This is a genomic window from Streptomyces durbertensis, assembly GCF_014156695.1.
In the GTDB taxonomy this organism is placed as follows: Bacteria; Actinomycetota; Actinomycetes; order Streptomycetales; family Streptomycetaceae; genus Streptomyces; species Streptomyces durbertensis.
Window position 1 is genome coordinate 1 of record NZ_WMLF01000414.1, and the last position, 4,906, is coordinate 4,906.

Below are 4,906 nucleotides of genomic sequence, written 5' to 3' on the forward strand. Positions count from 1 at the left end.
GGCCAGGGCGGCGCGGGAGGGGACGCCCGTCTTGCGGTAGACGCGGGCGACGTGGCTCTCGACCGTGCGCGGGCTGAGGAAGAGCCGGGAGGCGACGGCGTGGTTGGTGAGGCCCTCGGCGACCAGGCCGGCTATCTCCCGCTCCCGTGCGGTCAGTCGGGCGAGCCCGGCGGCCGGGTCGGCCGCGGCCTGCGGCCCGTCCGGGTCGCCCGGCGGTTCCGGGTCCCGCTGGTCGGCGAGGGCGGCCAGCTGCACCGCTCCGCCTTCGGCGGCGAGGCGGCGGGCGCGGCGCCACATGTCCGCCGCCCTGGCCCCGTCGCCGGCCGCCCGGGCGAACGGGGCGGCGAGCAGCAGGCCCTGCACCTCGCGGAGGGTGGCGCCGCAGCGGGCGCTCTCCTGGGCCGCTTCGGCGAAGGCGTGCGCGGCAGCCGCCGGGTTCCCGCGGTGGGCCTCGACGCGTCCCAGGGCGCGCAGGGCGGCCGCCCTGCGGGTCGGCAGGTCGATGTGTTCGGCCTCCTTCAGGGCGCGCCCGGCCGCGTGGTCGGCCTCGGCGGTGTCGCCCACGGCCAGGGACGCGGCGGCCAGCAGTTCCAGGTACTCGGGCAGCAGGGAGGGTTGGAGCAGGTGCAGGTCCTTCCCACCCCCCGCGTCGAACAGGACGTCCCGGGCGCGGTGAGGGTCGCCGGCGCCCATCGCGGCGAAGCCGAGGAGGGAACGCGCGAGTGTCGACCACCAGCTGTCGGAGGAGCCCTGGACCGCGGCGGCGGCCTCCTCGGCGTCCTCCAGCACCTCCGGGTGGCCGGGGGGACGGGCCTGGCCGAGGAACAGGGCCCGGAGCGCGAGCGTGCAGCCGAGGAACTCGCCGCTGCCCAGGGCCCGGGCGATGGTCGCCGCCTCGTCGGCCAGTTCGATCGCCGAGGTGACGCGGCAGGTCAGGAAGTGGACGTAGGCCCGGCAGAGCAGGAGCTGGGAGAGCATGTAGAGCCGTCCGGTGCGCCGGGCGACGGCCGCGCCCCGGACCGTGTGGCGCTCGGCGTCGGCGTACGCGTCGAGCATCACCTCGGCCCAGCTCAGCCGGACCAGCGGCTCGCACAGCTCCGTGAGGTCGCTGTCGGTGAGGGCGTCCGCCAGTCGGGCCGCCGTACGGGTGAGTTCGCGGGCCGCGGCGGTGTCGCCCTCGTACGCCTCGCTCATCGCGGCGAGGGTCACGGCCCCGATCTCACCGAGTGTGTCTCCGAGGGCACGCGCGTCGGCGAGCGTGCGGGCGAGTTCGTCCCGCACCTCGGGGAAGCGGGCCACGAACTGGGCCCGGCAGCACCACTCGACAACCAGGGCGATCCGCTGGGTCGGGGAGGGGCCGGGCCGCCGGTCGAGTTCGCGGCGCAGCAGGGCGTCGGCCTCGGCGTAGCGGCCGAGTTGGCGCTCGACGACGGCGCACTGCAGGACGGCGGTGGTGCGCAACGCGTCGCCCTCGTCCGTGCGCCGGCCCGCTGCCGGCCCGGGCAGGTGGATGACCTGGTGGAAGAGGTCGCGGCTCTCCCTGAGTGCGCCGGCGGTGCCGAGGGTGGTGGCCCTCAGCAGCATCAGCTCGCGGCGCCGCTCGCGGTGTCGGGGGGCGTCGGGGAGGATGTCGAGGATCACCTCGAGCCAGTGGGCCGAGGTGGCCGGAGCGGTCACGGCGGTCTGCTCTGCGGCCCGGGTCAACAGGTCAGCGGCCTCCGGGTCCCACCCGGTCAGGGACAGCTCGACGTGGTGGGCCCGCTCGACGAGCGGCGCGCCGGCCCTGGCCAGTTCGACGGCGGCCCTGCGGTGGTAGTCCTGCCGCCGCCACGGCTCGGTGGTCCGGTGGACGAGGGCCCGGATGAGCGGGTGGCGCAGGACGAGGCGGCGCCCGTCCTGGTGGGCGCGGACCAGGTCGCGGCGCATCGTCCGGCCCAGCGCCGGGCCGATGTCGGTGAGCGGTGCGGCGGTGAGGGCGGCGACCAGTTCGGCGGTGGCGTGGTCGCCGAGGACGGCGGCGGCTTCGACGGCGGCGCGCTCGAGCGGTTCCAGCGGGGCGAGTTCGTCGAGCAGCAGCGCTTCGAGGCCGACCGGCGCACCGCCGCCGAGGGCCCGGTCGTGGCCCGCGGCGGGCGGCCGGGAGGTGCGGTGGGCCTGGAGCAGGGCCAGGAAGTACAGCGGGTTGCCCTCGCTGGCCGCGTACATCTCGGCGGCCGCGCGCCGGGGCAGGTCGCGGGCGAGTTCCTCGACGCAGTCGCGCTCGCCGAGCGGCCCGAGGACCACCCGTGTCACCGTGCCGGTGTCGGCGCCCCGGGCCAGCGTCGCGGTGAGCGCGGCGGGCGCCTGGCGGTCGCGGCGGGCGACGACAAGCAGGAAGGGCGCGGCGACGGGATGCCGTACGAGGCGGTCGACGAGTTCCAGGGACGCCGGGTCCGCCCAGTGCAGGTCGTCGAGGACAACGACAAGGCGTGCGCCTCGGACGCGGCGCAGCGCGTTCGCGGTGGTGCGGTGGAGGCCGAACCGGTCGTCGGGCCGCGGCTGCCCCGCCGCCTCGCCCCCGCCTCGCAGCACCGGGGGAAGGTCCCGCAGGGAGGGGAGCACCCTGAGGGTCCGGGCGTCGAGGTCGCTGAACGCGTCGGAGAACGGCTGGAACGGGATGTGCCGCTCGTACTCGCTGGCCCGGCCACACAGCACGGTCGCCCCGTGACGCCGGGCGAGCGCGCCGAACTCGGCCAGCAGCCGACTCTTGCCGATGCCCGCCTCGCCGGCGAGGTCGACGACCGCCGGGCCGCCGGGCCCGCCGTGCCGCAGCGCCGTCTCGAGTCGGCCGAGTTCCACGGCGCGGCTGACAAACGGCACTCCCTCCGTGTGTCCCACCCGTCCCTCGCGCACCTCGGCCGCCATGTGTCCCTCCGAACGTACGCCGTCACGTCGGCGGTGGACACGCATGACCGTGACAGCGTCCGACGCATTCTGGCCGACAGGGAGGCGGAACGTCACACCGGTGACCACCGGTGGTCCGGCGGGAGGCCGGGGAGGACCCGGGAGGCTGGGTAGAACGACGGAATCCCCGCGCACCGCGCGGAACCGGCCGCTTCCGGCGCATAGCGTGTCGGCCATGAGCGAGGACGTGGCGTACGCCCGGTTCGCGCCGGAGCGGTTCGCCCGGTACGTGGCCGACCGGTACGCGGTGGTCGACTGGCACGGGGCGCGGAGGACAACACGGAGGGCGAGGCCCCGACGGTGACCCTACCGCGGGCGTCGATCAACCCCTTCGAGTCCCTGCTCGCCGACGCGGGAACGCCCTCATGCTGTACACGGTCGGCGTCGGGGAGGCACGATCCACCGGCCCGAGGACGTCGAGCCGTGGCTCCTCTCGGACGGCGGCCCGTTCTTCGAGCCGAGGTCCGTCCCCCCGGCGGGCGTGGCCGGACTGGCCGCCGGGCTGGCCCGGCACCCGTTCGACACCCTGGCCGTCCGGACCGAACCGGGCCGGACGGCCGCGGACCGGTCAACCCACAGGGCCCGCTACGAGGACTGACCGGCTACCGCGAGGGCGGCTGGTCGACGGGCCGCCCCCCGGTGTCGATCCGCGTCCAGGGGCCGCCGGACGAGCCGTCTTCCACCGGCAGCCGCACCTCGGCGACCCCGTCACGGAACGGCCGGACCTCCTCGTACCGCCGGCCCATGGGGACGCGCCATCGCCCCTCCCCGTCAATGAGACCGTAGGAGTAGGGGTGGTCGGCCTGGTCCTCGACCCACCGCAGCTCCAGGTCCGCCACGCTGTACGGCGGGCGGGAGAGATCCGGTTCGAGCGAGTAGTCGAGGAGCCGGTGTGGGTCGGCGGCCCCGTCGGGGTCGGTCTCCGCCAGGAAGCCGGGCTCGGCGACGCGCCGCTCGACGTCGGCCAGTTCGCCCAGCAGCCACTCCGTGAACGTGCCCACGTGTTCGACGGCGACCGCGTTCTCGACCACCCAGACCCCGTCCGCCGCCAGCGAGTAGCCGCCGAGGTCGGACAGGTCGTAGCCGGCGAAGAACGCGTGACGGCACCGGGTGGGCGCGCCGTCGACCGGATCCGGGAAGCCGTGCTCCTCGTCGTAGATCTCGACCGACAGCACGGCCATCGCCTCGGGCGGCAGGAAGGTCGTCCCCCGGCGGTCGTAGGAGCGGAAGCCGAGCACCGGGTAGCCGACCTCCTGCACGAACGTCCGGTAGTCGGCGGGCAGCAGGTGGTCCAGCCGGGCTCCGTGTGGGTGGGACGCCGTCCGCGCCCAGCGCAGGTCGGCGGGCGCGTACTCCAGCGCCCAGCCGAACCCGTTCTTGCCGAGCGTTTCCTCGAACTCCCGCCAGCGGGAGACGATGTCCGTCATCGCTGCGCCTCCTCGGTGGCCACCTCGCGGTGGCCGTGCGCGCTCCTCGTCGAGTGGTACCGCGTCAGCGTTGCACGCACCACTGACAGAGGGATCCGTGGAAGTACCGCACTCCGGTACTGAATTCACCCCGGTAACTCCCGCACCACGCGTCACTCCAATTCGTCGGGTCTCCGGTCGCGCGTCCGCGAAACACCAGGCCGCGGCTGTTCCCGCACATACCGCAAAGCCTTAGTACGAAAATCACACGTTCTCTCCACATGTCCGCTCGCCATGGTCTAGATTGACCATGCTTCAGCCCTCAGGGCCACGAGGCCGCCAGTCAACGATCTACGACCAGAGTTATCCACAGGTCAGGCGCCACGGTAAGCAAGCAGTCGCTCCCACCTGCACGATGGGGCGATGACCAGTTCTTCCAGTAGTCGGCAGGGCGGACACGTCCGTTGCCGTCGGGGTGAGTCGTTCGAAACAGCGCGGCACGTGCCGTGCTGCCATGCCGGAGGCAAAGGCCCCGGCGGGAGGGAGCGGTTCGGGGG

Annotated in this window: 3 protein-coding genes; 1 reads left to right on the forward strand and 2 read right to left on the reverse strand. The window is 74.5% G+C overall.

The annotated features are described in order from the left end of the window. A partial coding sequence (locus GL263_RS21630) for a helix-turn-helix transcriptional regulator (protein WP_323379513.1) occupies positions 1–2,877 on the reverse strand: 2,877 nt, incomplete at its 3' end. Positions 2,878–3,118: 241 nt separating this feature from the next. Here GL263_RS21630 and GL263_RS28910 point away from each other — a divergent pair. After that, positions 3,119–3,247 (forward strand): hypothetical protein, encoded by a 129-nt coding sequence (locus tag GL263_RS28910; protein WP_267132787.1) that lies wholly within the window; start codon positions 3,119–3,121, stop codon positions 3,245–3,247. A gap of 298 nt (positions 3,248–3,545) precedes the next feature. Here the strand turns inward: GL263_RS28910 and GL263_RS21635 are convergent, their stop codons facing one another. Further along, on the reverse strand, positions 3,546–4,370 hold the full coding sequence (locus tag GL263_RS21635) for a WG repeat-containing protein (RefSeq protein ID WP_182857413.1): 825 nt from the start codon (positions 4,368–4,370) through the stop codon (positions 3,546–3,548). Between the last annotated feature and the right edge of the window lie 536 nt (positions 4,371–4,906).

Bases quoted from the DNA above. Each gene is read 5' to 3' on its own strand.
- GL263_RS28910 (WP_267132787.1), top strand. From the start codon at position 3,119: ATGAGCGAGGACGTGGCGTACGCCCGGTTCGCGCCGGAGCGGTTCGCC.
- GL263_RS21635 (WP_182857413.1), bottom strand. From the start codon at position 4,370: ATGACGGACATCGTCTCCCGCTGGCGGGAGTTCGAGGAAACGCTCGGC.